A 19,477-nucleotide genomic window follows, 5' to 3' on the forward strand; every position below is an offset into this window, starting at 1 on the left:
GCATAACGCATAACGCATAACAATGAATCATATTTATTTGGTGAACGCCTTGGTTACAGATGAAACGGGTAGAATGTTAGCTGTCCGAAAAAAGAAATCGAAATTTTTTCAGATGGTTGGTGGAAAACGAGAACAAGATGAAGAATTATTAACCACACTTCGACGCGAATTTTTAGAAGAGATTAATGTTGATATTCTACAGCACGATGTTTCATTTTTAGGGCAACACACTTCTATTGCCGTTAATGAAGTTAATACCGAAGTTTATGCAAATGTATTTCATGTTAAATTAAAATCATTAGAAACGCTTAAAATCGCTTCTGAGATAGAAGAAATGGCGTGGATAACGAAAGAAAACTACAAAGAATTTCAATTGGCTCATTTATTAGAAGAATTCAGTTTACCGATTTGGTTAGAAATGAAATTTTAAGGAAATATTTTGAAATATATTAATGCGATTAAGTTGCATTAATTAAGAAATAATCTATCTTTATTAAAAAAATAAACGATGGAGATAATTATAAAAACAATATTGGTTGGCGTTGGTGCAACAATTGTGATGGATATTTGGGCTTTTATTTTGAAATTATTCAATATTAAATCTTTGGATTATAGATTTGTAGGACGTTGGATTGGACATTTTGCAAATGGAAAGTTTACACATGATAAAATATTTGATTCAAAACCAATTCAAAATGAAATTTTTATCGGTTGGTTGGCGCATTACTTAATCGGAATTACATTTTCTATTTTATTAGTCGTGATTTTTGGGGTAGAATGGTTAAATCATCCGACCGTTTTTCCCGCTTTATTTGTAGGATTGTTTACAATTGTAGCACCTTTTTTTATTATGCAACCAGCATTTGGGCTCGGACTTGCATCTTCCAAACTTCCATCGCCAAATGTAATGCGTTTTCGCAGTTTACTCACACATTTTATTTTCGGTTTTGGCTTATACATTTCTGCATTAATTCTTTCTCTATTCTAAATATTTTTCAAAAAAGTTTGTAACGTTTTTATTTTTTTTCTACTTACTAGTAAACACTAAAATAATTAAACGATGAAATCTATTTGGGAAGCAACAGTTGAAAATAATGTTATCAGAATCGAGAATAATTGGTTTTCTGGCGAAAAACTTTTTGTAAATGACAAATTACAAGATTATCAAATTAACTATTTTTCTGCGCCAATTTTAACGGGGCATTTGAAAAATTCTAAAGATGAAAAGTTAAATATCAAAGTAAATATTTTGCAAGAATTTTTCGGAGTCAATTGTATTTTATTTATCGATGATGAACAAGTTGCGTTGAAAAAAATAAAGTAACGATTTTGGAAGCTAAACAAACTCTTTTTTTAGAATTAATCGATCAGCACAAAGGGATTTTACACAAAATCGCTATGATGTATATGGATAATTCTGAAGATCAAAATGATTTGATACAAGAGATTGTTTTGCAGTTATGGAAATCTTTTGATCGTTTCGAAGGTAAGTCTCAATTTTCGACATGGATGTACCGCGTTTCGTTGAATACGGCGTTAACTTATTTTAGAAAAGAAAAGAGAAAAGCAGATCGTCATACTTTTTTAGAAAATATTGATCAAGTAGATGAGGTGGATTCTGGTGAAAAAGAAACGCAACTCGAATTGTTTTACAAAGCAGTTCATGAATTAAATAAAGTAGAGAAAGCATTGATTTTTCTGTTTTTGGAAGGGCAAAATCACAAGGAAATTAGTATCAACTTGGGAATTTCGGAAGTAAATGCACGTGTGAAATTGAACAGAACGAAAGAAAAAATACAAATCATCATAAAAAAATACGGTTATGAATTTTGATGAATTACAAAAACAATGGGACAATCAATCTTCAGATGAAGTGAAAATTGATCCAAATCTTGAACTTAATCAAGAAGCAAATACCATTATTGATAAAGTAAGAAAAACATTGAAACAAGAATTTTATTTTCAATCATTAGGATTATTGTTTTTATATGCTTTTCCTTTCTTATTTGATGCAAATACGCCAACAATTTGGTGGACATTGTTGTGTATTTCGTTGTCTTTTTTGGTACCGTTTATTTATATTTTCAAGTTTTATAAACGATCTTATCATTTGGAATATAATTCGCTAAAGAACATCAATTGGTTTTATTATAATTACAAATCTGCGATTGATATTTACAGTATTTATTCGTACTTGATTTCTATTTTAGTGTTGATGGTTATTGGTATTTCGTATATCCAGCATCCAAACTCGTTGCAATTTGAATACAAATTTCAGTTTTATCTTTATATTTTTCTTACACTATTTTTCTATGTTTTAATTTGCGTTTTATTATTAAAATGGTGGATTTCTACTTATTATAAAAAGAATCTGGTAGAATTAGAAAATATATTACATCAATTAGAAGAGTAACCAAAAGTTACTCTTTTTTTAATATGGAATATCAAGTACAAACTTAAATTTCATTGGAACATTATTTCGGAGAATTTCTACAGAAATTTGCTGAAATTCATTTTTAATCATGAATTTTTCGATATCATTTAAACTCATTTTATTCACTTGTTTTCCATCCAATTTTGTAAGTATATCATTTGCTTTCAAACCTACTAAATCTGCATTCGATTTTTTACGAACCGCTTCTATTTTATAAACAGGTTTCATTTCAAATTGGTAATTCATCTTTTGTGTTGTAGTACCATTGTCTTTATCAACATCGTTTGTGTTGAATGTCATTCTAACCGATGTTTTTTTTCACTCAAATTGATCGTGAATTATCGTTAATCCGCTTCTATTGTAGTGGAAAGCATCTTTGAAATTTCGATTCGGTTTATAATAAAACAACTGATTTTTATAATCTAAAATAATTGTAAATCTTCTCAAAATTTCATTGCCGATAGAACCTTTTCGATTATTTTTTAAGTTAAGATATTGGATCGATTCGATGTCTGGAATAGCAATTAAAGGTTGATTAAGTTTATATTTATCTAAGTTTACGGCATCTATAACTCCACGTTTGCCATTAATAGAACCATTAAAACCTTTGCCCAATTCATCCGAAAATACATGTTGTAAAGGTGCTAAATTCTCAATTTGATTTTCGAAAAGCCACAAACCATCACTATTTCCAATGTCTATCAACATTTTTTGATTTGTGTAAGTTGTTTGATGCGTAAAATCAACAGTTGTAAAAGGTTTTATTTCTGGACTTATTTCTAATGGATTTGATTGAAATTTCTTTAATTTTTTAACTTCAAGAATAGATTTATAAATGGTGATTTTTCTTTTTGCATAATCTACTTGAATTGGATAGTTTTTAAAAAATTCAGAACCAATTATTCCATGAACATCAATTCCTAACCGAGAAAAGAGGTTGAAATTCTCGTCTTGTATCACGATAATATCCATATTGTTTGAAGAATAATTTTGACCTAAAACGATTTGATTTTTTGATGAAAAAAATCCTTTTGTATCAGCATTATCTTTTCCTAGACCTTTTAAATTAATTTGGCGAAGATTGTTTTTGTTGATTGTTTTGTCATATTGGCTGAATAAAATAGTTTCTTTAAGTCCAGAATCTACAATGAAATTCATTTGATGACCATTAAATGTAATTGGAACAACAACTAAATTCTTGATAAATTGAAATGAGATAGTTTCTTTATTTACATTTTCAGACAAAGAAAGTTCCTTTTTTTGTGCATGAATTTGTAAAAAAGTAAACACAAAAATTATTGAAAGTAATAATCTAATTTTCATTCAAATTTCAGTTTTTATTAAAATTATGCAAAAAAATGATGTGATAATAAAATTATTCTTAATATCCAAATTGAAACTTTAACATGTTATTGTGTAACCTTTATGAATTTTGAACATCTATATTTTATAAAATTGATAAATGATTTTAAAACCAATAGATGACAAAAATTTACTTCTTTTTTTTATGTTTTATAACGTTTGCAAATGCGCAAGATTATAAAAAAGATACGATAGAATTACACGAAACGATTTTGTATGATAAAAGCAAATTTCGCTTGAAACGTGTTGGTCCAGAAACAAAATCTAAAAGTATTTGCCTTCAATTTTCTACAATAAAAGATAGTGTAAAATGGAATAAACCGATCATAGAAAGTTTTATTCAGGTGAATGCTCCTAAGAAAGATTTTATTGTAAAAGCGATTAATTTTAATTTTTCATATCCTCCAAAAGAAGAAAGTTTTAAATTAAATTTAAAACTATATAAATCGTCTAAAAATACTCCTGTTGATAATGTATTTTTTGAAAAGAATAATATTGAGATTTCTCCAAGTGATATTGTAAATCAATCGTACAAACTTGATTTAACCGATGATAATATTAGTTATAATGATGAATTTTATATAAGTGTTTTGATAACAAAAAGATTGGTTGATGAATTTGTTTGTTTAAGTGGTGTTATTTTGTCGAATGGATTTACAAGAAACTTAACGACAAATGGAGGTTTTGAGAAAAATCCTTTGGGAGCAAAACCATCTATAAATGCTGATTTATTGATAAAAAGATAAAAGAGCTGAAAAGCTCTTTTATTATCGAGGTGTTCCCCAACCCCAAGGTGCTGGCGGAGTTTCAATTTCTTTTGTCAAGTCAAAATAGACGTTGAAAGGTATTTTAGAACCTGCTTTTTGCAAATTGTAACTAAACGTTTTATCATCCAAGGTAATCCACCAAATATTTGTCGAAGCATAATCTATTAACCTTGCAGTTTCTTGATCAGCAGGAAACATCTGGAAATCTTTGAAACCATAATTTGTATTTGTTCCTCCATAAAATGTAATTGTTTCCGAAGTTCCATTTTCGTGACGATGATCGTGTTTTAGCGTGATGATTCCATCTTTTTTAGTCAAAATCCACGTTCTCGAATAATTATCACCAACATTGAACGGAATTTTAATTTCGTTTGTAGAACAACTTTTTACATGCATGGTTAATTTTTTACCCGCAAAATCATCGCGCGTAATATGTTCAGGCAATTTGCCTTCGTAAGCTTTACCGCAATGTTTTTCGAGATTTTTCCAGAATATTTCTGAAGGTTTTTCGGTTTGTGCAAAAAGTGAAGAACAACCAATTAAAACGAATCCAAGTTGTAAACATTTTTTAATCATAATCAGTAATGAAAATTATTCAATAATGATTTAAAGATAATGTTTTAAAAATGATTAAGCGTTGTTTGTCTATTTGGAAATAAAGACTAACAAAAAAGCCCTCGCTTGTTCAGGGCGAGGGCATATAGTTAAGTGCTTTTTTCTTTTTTCAAATAAAAATTCTGAATTAAAATTAATTAATATCTATAATATTCTGGTTTAAATGGTCCTTCAACCGTTACACCAATGTATTCTGCTTGTTCTTGAGATAAAACTTCTAATTCTACTCCTAATTTAGCTAAATGCAATTCTGCAACTTTTTCATCTAAATGCTTAGGTAAAGTATATACTTCATTTTTGTAAGCTGATGAATTTGTCCACAATTCGATTTGAGCTAAAGTTTGGTTAGAGAAAGAGTTTGACATCACAAAAGAAGGGTGTCCTGTTGCACAACCTAAGTTAACTAAACGTCCTTCAGCCAAAATGATGATGTCATTTCCGTTGATGTTGTATTTGTCAACTTGTGGTTTAATTTCTTCTTTCGTGTTTCCGTAGTTTCCGTTTAACCAAGCCATATCGATTTCGTTATCGAAGTGACCAATGTTACACACAACTACTTTGTCTTTCATTTTCTCGAAATGCTCTGCACGTACAATTCCAAAGTTACCAGTAGTCGTAATTACGATATCAGCGTTTGCAACCACTGTATCTAATTTTTTTACTTCGTAACCTTCCATAGATGCTTGTAAAGCACAAATAGGGTCGATTTCTGTTACTGTAACAATTGCTCCAGCACCACGGAAAGAAGCCGCTGTACCTTTACCAACATCACCATATCCACAAACTACAACACGTTTACCAGCGATCATCAAGTCAGTAGCACGTTTGATAGCATCTACTGCAGATTCGCGACATCCGTATTTGTTGTCGAATTTAGATTTTGTTACAGAATCATTTACGTTAATTGCAGGCATAGGCAATGTACCTTTCTCCATTCTTTCGTAAAGACGGTGTACACCTGTAGTCGTTTCTTCTGATAATCCTTTGATCTCAGCAACCAATTCTGGGTAACGATCAATCACCATATTCGTTAAGTCTCCACCATCATCCAAAATCATGTTTAATGGTTTGCGATCTTCTCCGAAGAATAATGTTTGCTCGATACACCAATCGAATTCCTCTTCGTTCATCCCTTTCCAAGCATACACAGGAATCCCAGCAGCAGCAATTGCAGCAGCAGCGTGATCTTGTGTAGAGAAAATATTACATGACGACCATGTAACATCAGCTCCTAAAGCAACCAACGTTTCGATTAATACTGCAGTTTGGATTGTCATGTGTAGACAACCTGCAATGCGAGCACCTTTCAAAGGTTGAGCAGCTTTGTACTCTTCACGGATAGCCATCAACCCAGGCATTTCTGCCTCAGCCAACGTAATTTCCTTTCTTCCCCACTCAGCTAAAGAAATATCTTTAACTTTGTATGGAATGTATTGCGTTTTTGTATCCATCAATTGATATATTTAACTAACTTTTTTTTAAAGTTTATAAGGAACAAATTTACAAACAAATTTCGATTAATAAAATGCCCGTTATCGATTATATTAACGATTTTAAACATACCCGCATTATCACGTGGAATGTAACAGAATCGAATGAAGAATTATTAGAATATCTTCATTTAGAGGATTATAGGATAGAAAAATATAATAATCTTCGACCTAAACAGGCCAGAGAATATCTTGGTTTGCGCGCTTGTCTAAAGAAATTGGACTTGGATTATGATGTAAATTATGACGAACGTGGAAAACCTTTTTTACCTACAAATAAAGAAATTTCCATTACACATTCCTATGGATTGGTTTCTGTTGGCGTGAGCGAATATAATATTGGAATTGATATTGAATTGGCTCGACCAAGAAAAATTTTGAACATCAAACATAAGTTTGCGCGTCCAGATGAAATAGCTTGGATTCCTCATGAGCACGAGACTGAATATCTGCATATAATTTGGGGAATGAAAGAAGGTTTGTACAAATTGAATGGTGGAAATCTTTGGAATTTTCTGAATCATTATCGTGCAGAAGAATTTGAATTAGTTGAAAATAAACAATTTATTTGTTGGATTTCGGATGATGTGAAATCTCGTAAATATCATGCATTCTATAAAATGATTGGTGAATATTATTTGGTTTGGGTGTTGGATTATGAATAGATTGAAGCTAGAAATTAGAATTACGAATTTAGAATTTTGATTTACGATTTAGAATGAATTATTTTTAACTCACAACTCACAACTCACAACTCACAACTTAACAATGAACGATTTTATTGATTACATCCTTGCGCCTTACAAAACCTATTCTACGCTGAATATTTTGCTCGAAACGATAGCAACTTTCTTCGGAATTATTTCAGTTTATTATACCTACAAACGCAATATTTGGGTTTATCCAACTACAATTATTTCAACATTTATTTTCATTTATTTATTTTTTAATTGGGGATTATATGGTGAAACAATTATTAATGTTTACTATACTTCGATGGCGATTTATGGTTGGATTTTGTGGCAAAAAAATCTCGAAGCAGATCATAAACATGTCGATGTTTCGTGGGCAACGAAGAAAGAATATCTGTACGCAACTTTACTTTTCGCGTTGAGTTTTATCTTTATTTTGACGATTTATTATTTTCGTCCAGTTATTCAAAATGGTTTTGATTTCAGTTTTATAAACCAATGTAAATTACATTATTCCAAAATTGATTTTGTAGACGCTTCGACGACCGCTATCTTTTTGATTGGAATGTGGATGATGGCGAGACGAAAAATTGATAACTGGTATTTCTGGATTATCGGCGATTTAATCATGATTCCATTAATGATTTACAAAGGAGCAGTTATCACTTCTGTGCAATATATTGTCTTATTGATTTTATCATTTATCGGATTAATCGATTGGATAAAATCAGTAAAAAACTCCCAAAAAATAGTGAGCTAAGAAATAATTTAAAATTAGTATTTTAGCCTTATAAATTGAATTTGAAAAACCTATAAAAATTACGAATATGGAAAATCAACACGTATATCAACAAAACCAATTGGTTGCAGAGGCAACGAGCGTAGAAAGGGCAAATTTCTATAAACATACTTACGGACACGTTGCTGGAGGAGTTTTGGTATTTGTTTTAATCGAATCTTTGATGTTAAAATCAGAAGCATTAGTAAGCTTCATGTTGAGTTTAACTTCTGGATATCTTTGGCTTATTTTATTAGCAGGTTTCATGGGAATTACATGGGTTGCTCAAAAAATGGCGTACGGATCGATTTCAAAATCTAAACAATATTTAGGCTACTTTTTATATATAGTTGCAGAAGCTTTAATTTTTGTACCAATGCTTTACATCGCATTGTATTATGGCGGAACTTATGTGATAAAACAAGCAGCTGTAGTAACAGGCGGATTATTTGTAGGATTGTCAGCTATTGTATTTTTAACAAAAGCAGATTTCTCTATTTTACGAGGAGCATTAACTATAGGATTTTTCTTAGCAATTGGATTGATTATTGCAGGGATGTTATTCGGGTTCGATCTAGGATTATGGTTCTCAGTTGGAATGTGCGCCTTAGCTGGTGGAGCAATTTTGTACAACACTCACCAATTAAAATATGAGTTCGGAACACAACAGTATGTTGCAGCGGCATTGTCGTTATTTGCTTCATTAATGTTATTGTTTTGGTATATTTCGAGAATTTTTATGAGTAGAGATTAATCATGAAGAAACAATAAATTTGTATATTGAACCGTAGCATTTTTGTTGCGGTTTTTTTATTTAAGATACTATGACAGATAAAGAAAAAGAAGACGATAGAATACAATCTCCGTTTCGACCAAAAGATTGGAATGAGATTAGAATAAATGATTCTTGGGCGTTGTTCAAGATTATGGCAGAGTTTGTAAATGGTTACGAAGTAATGTCTAAAATAGGACCTTGCGTGTCTATTTTTGGTTCGGCACGTACTTCTCCAGATCATCCATATTATGCATTAGCAGAGGACATTGCGTATCGATTAACGCAAATAGGTTTTGGTGTAATTACTGGTGGAGGTCCGGCAATTATGGAAGCTGCAAACAAAGGAGCGCAAAAGGGTGGAGGAACTTCTGTTGGATTGGGAATTACATTGCCTTTCGAAACAGACTTGAACAAATATATCGACCGTGAATATGAAATTAATTTCGATTATTTCTTTGCACGAAAAGTAATGTTTGTGAAATATTCACAAGGATTTATCGGAATGCCAGGAGGTTTTGGGACGTTAGACGAATTATTTGAGTCGATGACATTGGTACAAACGAAGAAAACAGGACGTTTCCCAATTGTGTTAGTTGGAACTGAATATTGGTCAGGTTTAATTGATTGGATCAAAGAAACAGTTTTGAGAGAAGGTTATATTTCTGAGAAAGATTTGGATCTTTTCCGTTTGGTTGATACAGCAGAAGAAGCAGTTGCTCACATCGAGAATTTCTACGAAAAATATAATATTAAGCTTAATTTTTAAGCAACAAAAAACCTCATCATTTGATGAGGTTTTTTTATATTTTTATGATTGAATTTATTTTAAATCAACTACTTCAAAAAACATATCTTGGTAATCATCAGCTTCATAAAAAATACCAACTTTATTTTTTGATATATTCGTTAAAACGGAATAAGCCGAAGAATTTGGTTCAATAGTTTTGATAAAATTCCATGTTTTCGCTTGATCTTTACTTACTTTCAATCCCAGATTTTGACGATCTTTTGAATCATGCAAATTACTAAACACAATATTTTTTCCTAAAACTAATGTCGATGCATTACAAATTGGATCAATTAATTGTTCTTCCATTTTAGAAACCCACGTTTTTCCTTGATCTTTTGAGATAAATATTTTACGGAAACCAGCATTTTGAACGCGCGCATTTAACATCCAATCTTTGTTCGGAAGTTGTACAATATTTGTTTCGTCTGCTTTATCTGCAACACTCGAAATTCGTTCCCACGTTTTTCCATGATCTTTACTTCCGAATACGTAAACACCGTCTTTCAATCGAACCAATGTATTCAAAATCCAACCTTCTTTTGTGTATGCGCCACGACCAGAAGTAATGAATTTAAAATCTTTTTTCCATTCCGTTGGCGTAATTTGGTCTGTAATATCAACAGGTTTTGACCACGTTTCTCCATTGTCAGCACTTTTTACAAAATGTAATCGAAATTCATTTTTCGCAATTTTTTTGATTCATGTAATTGTAAAAAAGATAAATTTCTTTTGTCTTTTCATTCAAAACCATCGATACATCAGAAGCAGATTCTTGATCTGGAAAATCGATAACTCGCTTGATTGCTGACCATGTTTTTCCCTTGTCATCACTTTTCCTAATCACAATATTGATATTAGGATTGTAAAGTAAATCGCCACAATTTGGAACACGCTCGTCGATTGCCGCAATCAATATTCCTTTTGCTGATGTAATGATACTCTGAATGCGATAACATTTGACATCCGATTGATTTTTGATTGTAAATAAAACTTGTTTGTTGGTTTGGGCAAATCCCAGCGTATAAGCGAAGGAAAAAATGGCAAGTAGAATTTTTCTTTTTTGTCATGGTGTAAATTAACCGACAAGTTATTGATTTTTCAACGATTTGTGAAAATGAAAAGCCATCAAAACGAATTTTAATGGCTTTTTTTAAAATTAATTTTTAATCAGTTTCGCCGACGATTTTCGATTTTTAGCTTCAATGTCAAGAATGTAAATACCTTTTGGTAATTCTTTGATGTTAAATTGATGTATTGCTGAAAATTTTCCTGAAAATTCTTTGACCAACTTTCCTGATAAATCATAAATTTTTACTTTTTCTGAATTAATATTTAATGAAAAAGAGGAAGAAACTGGATTTGGAGTTACAGAGATTTTTTCTGAATTAACCTCAATATTATCTGTTGATAAATTTGCTTTTGCATTCCCGAAAATTCTAAATTCACCTGGATTTAGATTAACTGTAAATGATGAATTTGTATTGGTGACATTCAGCGTTGTTTCGTCCATCAAATTGTACCAATTTCCTGTAAATGGAAAAAGTGGCGCAATTGCTTGAGTGCTTGTTGTGAAGTTTGCAATAACAATTACCTCATATAAATCAGACGACGATAATAAATTATTTGTAATCTGAATACGCGGTTTTAAATCTCCAGATGTAATTGTATAATTATCAGTTTCGAAAACTTTGTTGTTTAATTTAAGACCAATAATTTTTGACCAAACTTCATAAACAGATTTTCTATCGGCATTTGTTAAGTAACCAATTTCGCTTGGAATAGGTTTTGGATTGGTGCGACATCCGTCATTATTTGTTCCATCTTCGCAATGATTGATCGAATAATCATATCCTAATTCTCCAAATTGCCACAACATTTTAGGACCAGGAATCGTAAATAGAACGGCACCTAAAGCTTTTTGTCTTTCTAAAGAAGTTTTTAAATCTTTTACATTATAAGTTCCTGATGATGCACCATATTGTAAATTCTTGTACATCATTCTTTCTTCATCATGACTTTCTGCGTAGGCAACCAAATGTTTTTTCGTAAAACCTTTTACAGTATGCTTCAACCAATCAAAGTTACTATCCGAAGCATATCCCATTGTATTTTGATTAAAATTATTAGTCGCTTTACCCCAAAGCATAATTCCTTTACCTTCGTTAATGCGATAATTCGCCCATTCTGTTTCCTCTTGTGCTGAACCATTATTTCCTAAATGTTCAAAAATGATGTAGGAATTCGGATCAATTGTCCATTGCATATCTGCATATTTTTTTAAAATTGCTACACGATCAGCCTGATATCCGTTTGTACAAGTTTCATCAGAAGGTGTACAATTTTGTGTAAATCCTTTTGTTAAATCCCATCTAAATCCATCAATTTTGAACTCTTCAATCCAATGTTTTAATGTACGTTGTACATAATTTTGAGTTGGTGTTAATTGATGATTTAAATCGTATCCAACATTGTAACTATGTTTTGAGGTTTGATTAACATAAGGATTTGTAGTAGTTGGTTCTCCAAAACCATCATTGTCGGGATCATTCATCCACATTCTAACCAACGGAGATCGACCATAAACATGATTTAAAGCAACATCTAAAATGATTGAAATTCCATTTTGATGACACAAATCGATGAACTTTTTCATTTTATCTGCTGGTCCATAAGCTTTATCCAAAGCAAGATGATAAGCTGTATTATAACCCCAAGAAATATTTCCTTCAAACTCCATTACGGGCATAACTTCGATTGCGTTGATGTTTAATTTTTTGAAATAATCAAAATCATCAATTAAAGATTGCCATGTTTTTGTCGAATTGAAATCACGAATTAATAATTCGTAAATCATCAAATTCTCTTTATTTGGGCGATTGAAATTTGAAACTTTCCAATTGTATTTTGCTTGATTTGTTTGTAAAACCGAAACTTCAAATTGTTGTCCAGTAGGATATACAGGCATATTTGGGTAAGTTGCTGCGGTAATATACGGATCATCATAAGGCGATAAAACTAAAGTCGAATAAGGATCTGCAGTTTTGATTCCATCACTTGTTCGATATTGAAACGTATAGATTTCACTTGCTTTAAGATTAGATAATTCAATCCAATATAAATCCTTGTTAGTTGTATCTCGATTCATCACATATTGATCAGAAAGTTGCCAATTATTGAAACTTCCGATTACATGAATGAACTCTTTTTGTGGAGCGTATAAAACCAAATATGCTTTTGTAAAATCATTATTCAAATAATTAATTCCTTCATGTAAATTAGATGGAATGGCTACATCTTTAACCGTTGGTTTGATATTAATTGTAAAAGATTTGCTTATTGTTTGACCATTAAAAGTTGCATTTAATGTATAATTCTGATTTTGTAAAATGGTATAATTTTTATCAAAAGAAGTTGAATTATTTAATGCATCAATTTGAGTTCCGTTAGCAGATAATGTCCAATTAGCAGATTTTGTAGCTATCGCTTTGATGTTAAAACTTGATCCTGAAGAAACATTTGTAATTGAATTTTCGAGCGGATTAGTTAAAGTAACTTTGAAAGAACCTACCGAAATAGAAAGATCCGTAGTTTGTTGTTTTCCATCTGCACTTCTAAAAACAACATCTATTGCTGTAATATTTTTAGAAGTATCAACTCCATAGAATTGATAAATAGATGTAGGGATTTCTAATTTGTAGGTTGATCCAGAAACGAAAGTTAATTTGGGTTGAGTGGTATTATTTCCCCAACTTTCAATTATATTTTCCCATTGTTTTCCATCAATAGTTACGCCTGTATGCGCATAAATATCTCCTGAATAATTGGCAAGACCTGTTCCTGTTTTATCGAAGTTTATTACAACTGCTTGGTTTGCTTCGGGTGGTGAAGGAGTTGTTGTAATTTGTGCTTTGGTAAAAGATATTACCATTAAAAGCATTAAAATAGATAGAATGTTTTTCATGTTTTGTGTAGTTTTAGAAAAAAGCCATTAAAAAACGTAATTGAATTTTAATGGCTTTTAAAAAATTATTTGTTGATGAGAAAAAATTTTATTGAGCTTCTACTGTATAAGTTTTCTTGTTGAAATTAGCTGTGATTTTATATTTCCCAGCTTTTATTTTGATGTTAGTACCGTCTTTGTCTGTTAATTCTCCTGCATTACTTGTACCACCAAAATTTGTTCCCCAATCATTATTTAAACGGAATTTAAATTCTCCATCTTTTAATGTTGTAGTAATAGTCCAAGCATCTAAAGTACCATCATAAGACAATTTTTGGTCTGGACCATCCCATCCGTTTGCTGTAGCGTCACCTACTAATCCCCAAGAATAATTATCTAATTTATAAGTTAGATTTGTTAAGTCCATAGTTATCTTGTAAGTACCGGCATCTACTGCGATGTTTTTACCTCCTTTTTCAAGTTTTCCATTAGATCCACCATAATCTAACTCCCATTTGTTGTCTTGACGGAATTTGATTTCACCAGCTTTTAAATCTGTATACGCTACAAATACATTTGTAACATCAGTTTTCCAAAATTGAACATCTGGCCCGTCCCAACCGTTAGGAGTAGCAGAACCAACAACACCCCAATTTGTAGATAAATCTGTTGGATATGGCGTTATTTTTAATATATTGACATTAGAAATTAACTGTTGAGAACCAGGAGTACCAACTGTAGAGACAATACGATATTCTATTTCTCCTTCTTTAAAAGGTTCTAATCCTAAAGCAATAACTGCTAAATTCAATTCTTTTACGGTAACATCAGCTGTTAATGTTGAAGTTGAAGTAAGAACTTGATGATTTTCAAAATTATCTCCTTTTACATCAATTTGTAATTCATATTTAGGAGGAGTATTTGTTCCATAATTTGCGGCACTCCAATTAAATGTCATTGCTGTATTTGCAGCATTTTCTTCTAATAATTCAATTGTTGATGAAGCAGGTGTTTCTACTTTCGGTGCAACAAAATTTGAGGGATCTAATTTGATGATATCTTCATCATCGTTACATGCGCTTAAGGCAAAAATACTCGCACAAGCTAACGAAATATATTTTATAAAATTTTTCATCTTAATAACCTGGGTTTTGAGTTAAGTTTGGATTAATGACAATAATATTGTTTGGAATTGGGAAGATAGCTTTTGTAGCATCTACAGAAGTTCCGTTTTGAACGCCTCCTTTCCAAGGCCAATTGTAATTATTTGTATATCTACTGAAACGAATTAAATCCGTTCTACGCGTTCCTTCCCAGTACAACTCTCTTGATCTTTCTGCTAAAATGAAATCTAAGTTTAATTGTCCGTCAGTAATATTACCTGATGTATTTCCGTATGCACGAGTTCTTAATTCGTTGATTAAGCTCAATGCAGTTGCACGATCACCACCAGTTCCTCCACGTAAAACAGCTTCGGCATAGTTTAAATAAACTTCTGCTAAACGAATTATAGGAACATCTGTGTCAACATATTCTCCTGTTGCGTCGTTTGCACTTTTTCCGTCTGAACGTTTATTTGACCATTTGTAAACAGCATAACCTTCTCCAAATGTACCTATGTTGTTAATTTCAAATGTTTGTCCATCTGTAAAGAACATCGCACGTTTATCTTTCCATGCAGTTGGATTTCCGTTACTGTCTTTCGTTGTTACAGCATCTGTAAATTGATTCACCAATGCTTTTGTAGAACGAGGACCTCCCCATCCACCATTTACACCATAATCAGCAGCTGTCATTTTTCCACCAATTGCAGCTTTTACTAAGAAAGTAGAACCTCCATATGTACGAGAATTATTTCCGTCAAAATTTAAAACGAAAATAGCTTCGTTCTGCGCGCCATTCGTATTGTTATCAGCTAAAAATAATTCGTCATAAGCAGAACCATTTTTATTTCCATCAGTTATGTTAAGCGTATATCCAGCTTGCATAGCCAATTTAGAATAAGTGATGGCTTCTGTATATTTTGCTTCACCAATCCAAGTTTCTGCATTTAGATATAAACGAGATAATAATGCTTCGGCAGCTGCTTTGTCTACACGTCCGTATTCGTTTGTACGACCAGCTTTTAATTCAGCTTCGATAGCTTTTAGTTCGCTTTCAACGAAAGTGAAAATCTCTTTACGATTGCTTTGTTTCGGTAATTCAGAAGAAACTTCTGTTACTAACGGAACATTCGCATATAAATCCATTAAGCTATAATAAGCATATGCTCTAATGAAACGCGCTTCAGCTACATATTCTTTCACTTCTGGAGTTGTGCTTGATAAAGCTTCAGCGTTTGCAATAAATGAATTAGAGAAAGAAACGGTTTGTGCTAAACGATAATACATCGCTTCAACAAAACTGTTACTTGCTCCCCAAGAAATCTCATGCAAGTTTGGTAAACCTGGATCTCCCCAGCCAACAATAGATTCGTCTGTTGTTAATACATTTAAGTTGAACATTAAACGAGTATATTGAGAAGCACCTTCGTCAATACCTTGAATATCTCCACTTCCCGCTGGACCTTTTTGTCCAGTAAGTGCTAAAGAAGAATATACTTTTGCTAAAGCAGATTTTGCAGTAGCAACATCTTTGAATACATCAAATTGTGTATAAGTATCTGGATCATTTGGCATTAAATCTAAATCATCATGACATGAAGAAACAGAGAAAGCCAATGCCGCAGCTAAAATATATGTTGAAATTTTAATCTTTTTCATTGTAGTTTTCTTAGAAATTAACATTTAAACCAAATACATACGTTCTCGGTCTTGGATAAAAACTATTATCAATTCCGCGGTAAATTTCAGGATCTAAACCACTGTAATTTGTGAATACAGCTACGTTTTGAACCGCTCCATAAAGACGAATATCTAATCCTTTGATTGCTTGTTTTAGGTTGTAACCTAATGTAATGTTATCAATACGGAAGAAAGATGCATCTTCTATAAAGTGGTCACTTAACAAATTAGTTTCTGTGATACTTGTGAAACCTGTGTTGTAGTAGCTTGAAAGCACATTAGATAAATAGTTTTGACCATTTCCTGTCGCTTTTTTGCTGTAACCTTTAGACGAAGCCATGTTATTGTAAGCATAGTTTCCGATATTAGCACGAGCAGTTGCACTTAAATCCCAATTTTTGTAACGGAAGAATGTATTGAATCCCATTGTTACTTTTGCGAAAGGACTTTTGTGAATATAACGGTCTTTTTCGTTGATGATTCCGTCGTTGTTCAAATCTTCGTAAGCTCCTTCGATAGGCTTTCCGTTTGCATCATAAATTTGTTTGTATACGTAGAAACTAAATGGTTCTTCTCCTTCACGTTGAATTTGAATATTGTTACCAGTTCCTCCATCGATACCACCTGTTAAATTATCAGTAGGTAAGTTGACAATTTTATTATCATTAAAAGCGATGTTGTATCCAAAAGACCAATCAAAATCTTTTGTTTTTACGATATCAGCATTGATGCTAAATTCGATTCCTTTATTTTCCATATCACCGATATTTTTATCGATCATATTTCCAAAGTTTGTAAATGGATCTACATAAACACTCGCAATTAAATCACTTGTTTTTTTCTTGTAAACGTCTAATGTACCATAGATTCTATTTTTGAATAAAGAGTAATCAATACCAGCATTTAATGTACTAGAAATTTCCCATTTTAAATCACCATTAAATGGTTGAGGACGATAAGTTTGATAGAATGTTGAACCAAATTGATAATAAGCAGTTGATTCTGATCCTTGATAACGCGTTAAGAATTGGAAGTTTCCTAATCCGTTCACATTACCAACTTTACCATATCCAACACGTAATTTCAAATCATTTACAACAGAACTTCCTTTCAAGAATTCTTCTTTAGAGATATTCCATGCAATAGCTGCAGAAGGGAAATAACCCCATTGGTTGTCATGGCTTAATTTTGATGAAGCATCTGCACGCATAGTAGCTGTTAAGATGTAACGATTATCAAAATTATAGTTTAAACGTCCGAAGTATGATAGTAAAGAATAGTGATCACGGTCTACGAATGTAAATTGATCAGAACCTTGTTGTTCTAATTCACTATCGTAATTGGTGTTGTATGTATTAAAGTATTGATAACTGTAACCTCCAACAACAGTTAATCCGTGTTGTCCAAAATCTTTGTTGAATGTTAAATATGCATCAAATAATTTGTTGTAGAATTGTGCGCTAAATGTTGTTTTAGAACCATCCCATGTCAAAGAAGAGTTTGGCATATTTGCAGTTGTTACATTACGTCCATTCGCATTAGAAATATCATAACCTACATTAACTGTTGCAGTAACAGATGGTAAGAAATGTAATTTATAATCCATTTTTGCATTTCCTACAAAACGACGAACTTCTGATGTATCTCTGTTTTCGTTGATTAATGCAACTGGGTTAGTTGGCGCTAAATTGTGTTTAACAGATCCGTCCATCCAAGTGTGGTAACCTCCAAATATATTTGCTCCAGAATAAACTGGTTGAGTTGGATCATACTCTAAAGCAGCTCCAATTGCACCTCTGTTTGCAAATTGATTTTCGATATAAGAACCTCGAGCATTCAATTCAAATTTTAAGTGATCATCTAAGAAAGATGGACTTAAGTTCATAGAAGCTGTTGTACGATTGATGTTATCTCCTTTCAAAATACCATCTTGATCTGTGTTAGAAATAGAAAAACGAGACGGCATTTTACCTCCAATATTTCCTGTTGCACTAAAGTTGTGATCAAAACCTACAGCTGTTCTATAAATTTCTTTTTGCCAATCTGTATTTGCGTTACCTAAACGAGAAATTTCGTCAGCTGTTCCTACAGATTTTACCAATTCACGGAATTGATCTGCATTCATTACATCAATATAACCTTCTGGTTGATAAATTGATGTAATTGAATTATAATTAAAACGGAATTTTTTTCCTTTTCCTTTTTTAGTTGTAACCATTACAACCCCATTCGCAGCACGAGAACCATAAATGGCAGTTGCAGAAGCATCTTTCAAAATAGTCATCGTTTCGATGTCGTTAGGATTTAAGAAATCCAAAGGATTTCGAGAACCTCCAATATTTACTTCAGATAAAGGAACACCATCAACTACATATAATGGTTGAGAGTTTAATGATAACGAACTATTACCACGAATGATAATGTTTTGACCGTCACCAGGAGCTCCACCAGCAGATGTTACCACAACACCAGCGATTTTCCCTGTCATTAATTCTTGCGCAGAAGTGATTGATCCTTTGTTGAAATCTTCTGAATTTAATTGATTTACAGAACCTGTGACATCTTCTTTTTTAGCTGTACCATATCCAATTACAACTACTTCTTTCAAGTTTTCTGTCGTTTTAGACATACGAAGTTGTAATTGCGTTTGTCCCGCAAAAGTTATTTCTTGATCGTCATAACCAAAAAAACTGATAACAATTATATCACCATCGTTCGCTTCTAATGTAAAATTTCCTTTTTCATCAGAAACTGTCGATTCTCCTGTTGTAATGTTCGAAACATCTGCACCAGCTAAAACCGTGTTATTAGCGCTATCTTGTACTGTTCCTTTTATCGCAGTTTGTGCAGATAAAATAGCAGGGCTTGATAAAACTAATGCTAGAAGAGATTGTTTTAAAATCCTCATATATTTTTTGTTTTGTTTCGTTAATTATTAATTTATATTTTTACTTCTCATTACCAAATATAAGTTGTTTAATTGATTGATTGTGTATGTAATACACTAACTAGTTAAACGAAAACGTTTTCGTGTTAATAAATAATTAAATT

20 protein-coding genes are annotated in these 19,477 nt (G+C 31.9%); 10 read left to right on the top strand and 10 right to left on the bottom strand.

What is annotated here, in order from left to right; genetic code table 11:
- The first annotated feature begins 22 nt into the window (after positions 1 to 22).
- The 5 genes from B3M86_RS12060 (at position 23) to B3M86_RS12080 (ending at position 2,413) form a co-directional block, all read left to right on the top strand.
- Positions 23 to 430 (top strand): NUDIX hydrolase, encoded by a 408-nt coding sequence (locus tag B3M86_RS12060; protein WP_291047681.1) that lies wholly within the window; start codon positions 23 to 25, stop codon positions 428 to 430.
- Positions 431 to 508: 78 nt separating this feature from the next.
- A complete protein-coding gene (locus B3M86_RS12065; protein WP_291047682.1) occupies positions 509 to 988 on the top strand; it encodes a DUF2938 domain-containing protein in 480 nt (159 codons plus the stop codon).
- Positions 989 to 1,060: 72 nt separating this feature from the next.
- Complete coding sequence (locus B3M86_RS12070; protein WP_291047683.1) at positions 1,061 to 1,324, top strand: hypothetical protein; 264 nt, start codon at positions 1,061 to 1,063, stop codon at positions 1,322 to 1,324.
- A gap of 77 nt (positions 1,325 to 1,401) precedes the next feature.
- Positions 1,402 to 1,833 (top strand): RNA polymerase sigma factor, encoded by a 432-nt coding sequence (locus B3M86_RS12075; RefSeq protein ID WP_409410629.1) that lies wholly within the window; start codon positions 1,402 to 1,404, stop codon positions 1,831 to 1,833.
- Positions 1,823 to 2,413 (top strand): hypothetical protein, encoded by a 591-nt coding sequence (locus B3M86_RS12080; RefSeq protein ID WP_291047685.1) that lies wholly within the window; start codon positions 1,823 to 1,825, stop codon positions 2,411 to 2,413. Before B3M86_RS12075 ends, B3M86_RS12080 begins: the two co-directional genes overlap by 11 nt.
- An 18-nt stretch (positions 2,414 to 2,431) precedes the next feature.
- Here B3M86_RS12080 and B3M86_RS12085 read toward each other — a convergent pair whose 3' ends face one another.
- Both B3M86_RS12085 and B3M86_RS12090 read right to left on the bottom strand, forming a co-directional pair.
- On the bottom strand, positions 2,432 to 2,734 hold the full coding sequence (locus B3M86_RS12085) for a PDZ domain-containing protein (protein ID WP_291047687.1): 303 nt from the start codon (positions 2,732 to 2,734) through the stop codon (positions 2,432 to 2,434).
- Between the two features lie 18 nt (positions 2,735 to 2,752).
- Entirely contained in the window at positions 2,753 to 3,757 is a 1,005-nt protein-coding gene (locus B3M86_RS12090) for an aspartyl protease family protein (RefSeq protein WP_291047689.1), read from the bottom strand.
- 158 nt (positions 3,758 to 3,915) lie between these two features.
- Here B3M86_RS12090 and B3M86_RS12095 point away from each other — a divergent pair, with 158 nt between their 5' ends.
- Positions 3,916 to 4,542 carry a hypothetical protein gene (locus tag B3M86_RS12095; RefSeq protein ID WP_291075985.1) on the top strand — a complete coding sequence of 209 codons (627 nt, stop codon included), beginning with the start codon at positions 3,916 to 3,918 and terminating at the stop codon, positions 4,540 to 4,542.
- Positions 4,543 to 4,563: 21 nt separating this feature from the next.
- On the opposite strand, the gene B3M86_RS12100 is transcribed toward B3M86_RS12095, so the two are convergent.
- Complete coding sequence (locus B3M86_RS12100; protein WP_280045485.1) at positions 4,564 to 5,139, bottom strand: hypothetical protein; 576 nt, start codon at positions 5,137 to 5,139, stop codon at positions 4,564 to 4,566.
- A 176-nt stretch (positions 5,140 to 5,315) separates the two neighbouring features.
- Entirely contained in the window at positions 5,316 to 6,629 is a 1,314-nt protein-coding gene (gene ahcY / locus B3M86_RS12105) for an adenosylhomocysteinase (protein ID WP_280049878.1), read from the bottom strand.
- A gap of 74 nt (positions 6,630 to 6,703) precedes the next feature.
- Between ahcY and B3M86_RS12110 the strand changes: the two genes are divergently transcribed.
- The 4 genes from B3M86_RS12110 (at position 6,704) to B3M86_RS12125 (ending at position 9,679) form a co-directional block, all read left to right on the top strand.
- The gene (locus B3M86_RS12110; RefSeq protein WP_286479202.1) at positions 6,704 to 7,333 is read left to right on the top strand and encodes a 4'-phosphopantetheinyl transferase family protein; all 630 of its coding nucleotides are present in this window, start codon (positions 6,704 to 6,706) and stop codon (positions 7,331 to 7,333) included.
- A gap of 103 nt (positions 7,334 to 7,436) precedes the next feature.
- Positions 7,437 to 8,120: a nicotinamide riboside transporter PnuC gene (gene pnuC / locus B3M86_RS12115; protein ID WP_219033785.1), complete on the top strand. Its 684-nt coding sequence runs from the start codon at positions 7,437 to 7,439 to the stop codon at positions 8,118 to 8,120.
- A 67-nt stretch (positions 8,121 to 8,187) separates the two neighbouring features.
- A complete protein-coding gene (locus tag B3M86_RS12120; protein ID WP_291068673.1) occupies positions 8,188 to 8,892 on the top strand; it encodes a Bax inhibitor-1/YccA family protein in 705 nt (234 codons plus the stop codon).
- 70 nt (positions 8,893 to 8,962) lie between these two features.
- Positions 8,963 to 9,679, top strand: coding sequence for a TIGR00730 family Rossman fold protein (locus B3M86_RS12125; protein ID WP_219033784.1), 717 nt, complete (start codon positions 8,963 to 8,965; stop codon positions 9,677 to 9,679).
- Between the two features lie 54 nt (positions 9,680 to 9,733).
- Here the strand turns inward: B3M86_RS12125 and B3M86_RS12130 are convergent, their stop codons facing one another.
- The 6 genes from B3M86_RS12130 to B3M86_RS12155 form a co-directional block, all read right to left on the bottom strand.
- On the bottom strand, positions 9,734 to 10,402 hold the full coding sequence (locus B3M86_RS12130; protein WP_349676201.1) for a sialidase family protein: 669 nt from the start codon (positions 10,400 to 10,402) through the stop codon (positions 9,734 to 9,736).
- Positions 10,380 to 10,616, bottom strand: a complete 237-nt coding sequence (locus B3M86_RS12135) for a sialidase family protein (RefSeq protein ID WP_257468011.1) — start codon at positions 10,614 to 10,616, stop codon at positions 10,380 to 10,382. The genes B3M86_RS12130 and B3M86_RS12135 overlap by 23 nt, the downstream gene beginning before the upstream one ends.
- 243 nt (positions 10,617 to 10,859) lie before the next feature.
- Positions 10,860 to 13,664 (bottom strand): alpha-amylase family glycosyl hydrolase, encoded by a 2,805-nt coding sequence (locus tag B3M86_RS12140; RefSeq protein ID WP_291068675.1) that lies wholly within the window; start codon positions 13,662 to 13,664, stop codon positions 10,860 to 10,862.
- Positions 13,665 to 13,752: 88 nt separating this feature from the next.
- Positions 13,753 to 14,778: a SusE domain-containing protein gene (locus tag B3M86_RS12145; RefSeq protein ID WP_125349454.1), complete on the bottom strand. Its 1,026-nt coding sequence runs from the start codon at positions 14,776 to 14,778 to the stop codon at positions 13,753 to 13,755.
- Between the two features lies 1 nt (position 14,779).
- On the bottom strand, positions 14,780 to 16,405 hold the full coding sequence (locus B3M86_RS12150; RefSeq protein WP_038331160.1) for a RagB/SusD family nutrient uptake outer membrane protein: 1,626 nt from the start codon (positions 16,403 to 16,405) through the stop codon (positions 14,780 to 14,782).
- A gap of 10 nt (positions 16,406 to 16,415) precedes the next feature.
- A complete protein-coding gene (locus B3M86_RS12155; RefSeq protein WP_125349452.1) occupies positions 16,416 to 19,334 on the bottom strand; it encodes a SusC/RagA family TonB-linked outer membrane protein in 2,919 nt (972 codons plus the stop codon).
- Between the last annotated feature and the right edge of the window lie 143 nt (positions 19,335 to 19,477).

The organism is Empedobacter sp. UBA6305, assembly GCF_002440405.1.
GTDB lineage: Bacteria > Bacteroidota > Bacteroidia > Flavobacteriales > Weeksellaceae > Empedobacter > Empedobacter falsenii_B.

Excerpts from the sequence above, each read along its gene's own strand:
- pnuC (WP_219033785.1), top strand. The coding sequence starts at position 7,437 with ATGAACGATTTTATTGATTACATCCTTGCGCCTTACAAAACCTATTCT.
- B3M86_RS12070 (WP_291047683.1), top strand. The coding sequence starts at position 1,061 with ATGAAATCTATTTGGGAAGCAACAGTTGAAAATAATGTTATCAGAATC.
- B3M86_RS12095 (WP_291075985.1), top strand. The coding sequence starts at position 3,916 with ATGACAAAAATTTACTTCTTTTTTTTATGTTTTATAACGTTTGCAAAT.
- B3M86_RS12060 (WP_291047681.1), top strand. The coding sequence starts at position 23 with ATGAATCATATTTATTTGGTGAACGCCTTGGTTACAGATGAAACGGGT.
- B3M86_RS12150 (WP_038331160.1), bottom strand. The coding sequence starts at position 16,405 with ATGAAAAAGATTAAAATTTCAACATATATTTTAGCTGCGGCATTGGCT.
- B3M86_RS12155 (WP_125349452.1), bottom strand. The coding sequence starts at position 19,334 with ATGAGGATTTTAAAACAATCTCTTCTAGCATTAGTTTTATCAAGCCCT.
- B3M86_RS12075 (WP_409410629.1), top strand. The coding sequence starts at position 1,402 with ATGTATATGGATAATTCTGAAGATCAAAATGATTTGATACAAGAGATT.
- ahcY (WP_280049878.1), bottom strand. The coding sequence starts at position 6,629 with ATGGATACAAAAACGCAATACATTCCATACAAAGTTAAAGATATTTCT.
- B3M86_RS12065 (WP_291047682.1), top strand. The coding sequence starts at position 509 with ATGGAGATAATTATAAAAACAATATTGGTTGGCGTTGGTGCAACAATT.
- B3M86_RS12080 (WP_291047685.1), top strand. The coding sequence starts at position 1,823 with ATGAATTTTGATGAATTACAAAAACAATGGGACAATCAATCTTCAGAT.
- B3M86_RS12120 (WP_291068673.1), top strand. The coding sequence starts at position 8,188 with ATGGAAAATCAACACGTATATCAACAAAACCAATTGGTTGCAGAGGCA.
- B3M86_RS12090 (WP_291047689.1), bottom strand. The coding sequence starts at position 3,757 with ATGAAAATTAGATTATTACTTTCAATAATTTTTGTGTTTACTTTTTTA.
- B3M86_RS12110 (WP_286479202.1), top strand. The coding sequence starts at position 6,704 with ATGCCCGTTATCGATTATATTAACGATTTTAAACATACCCGCATTATC.
- B3M86_RS12100 (WP_280045485.1), bottom strand. The coding sequence starts at position 5,139 with ATGATTAAAAAATGTTTACAACTTGGATTCGTTTTAATTGGTTGTTCT.
- B3M86_RS12140 (WP_291068675.1), bottom strand. The coding sequence starts at position 13,664 with ATGAAAAACATTCTATCTATTTTAATGCTTTTAATGGTAATATCTTTT.
- B3M86_RS12145 (WP_125349454.1), bottom strand. The coding sequence starts at position 14,778 with ATGAAAAATTTTATAAAATATATTTCGTTAGCTTGTGCGAGTATTTTT.
- B3M86_RS12085 (WP_291047687.1), bottom strand. The coding sequence starts at position 2,734 with ATGACATTCAACACAAACGATGTTGATAAAGACAATGGTACTACAACA.
- B3M86_RS12125 (WP_219033784.1), top strand. The coding sequence starts at position 8,963 with ATGACAGATAAAGAAAAAGAAGACGATAGAATACAATCTCCGTTTCGA.